The organism is Neisseria sp. P0021.S006, assembly GCF_051956895.1.
Genome location: NZ_JBQCWZ010001246.1, coordinates 1 through 450 on the forward strand (window position 1 = coordinate 1; position 450 = coordinate 450).

The 450-nt window shown below is 44.9% G+C and carries 1 protein-coding gene; it reads right to left on the bottom strand.

The window, feature by feature from the left end:
* Window positions 1-75: 75 nt before the first annotated feature.
* Window positions 76-324, bottom strand: coding sequence for a hypothetical protein (locus ACTHUM_RS19700; RefSeq protein ID WP_308111495.1), 249 nt, complete (start codon window positions 322-324; stop codon window positions 76-78).
* Between the last annotated feature and the right edge of the window lie 126 nt (window positions 325-450).

Consider the following 450-nt stretch of genomic DNA (forward strand, 5'->3'; position numbering starts at 1 on the left):
TACTTTTTTAACAGCTTTTTTAGCTGGAGCAGCTTTGGCGGCAGGTTCAGAAGCCGCAGCTTCAGGAGCAGCAGTTTAAGGAGCAGCTACAGGCTCAGATGCAGCAGGCTCGGAGGCAGCTGATTCAGCCGTACGTTGATAGCCTTTGCCTTTCATGCAGGCATCAAATACAGCGCGATCAGCATTTTCACCAGATGCTTGTTGACATTGAGTCATTGCTTCTTCAACAGTGATGCGTGGCGCTGCCGCTTCTTCAGGTTTGGAAGAAGAACAAGCTGCCAACATCAGGCTACCGGTTGCAAGAGCGATCAATAAAATTTTCATAATTGTATATTCCTAAATTTTGATTTTATGGTTTACCGGTAAACGGGAGATACAGGCTACAAAACAAGCTCTGCACCTCAATATTGAGTACGTGAGTACAATTTAGTTTCATTTCAGCCTGTAAGT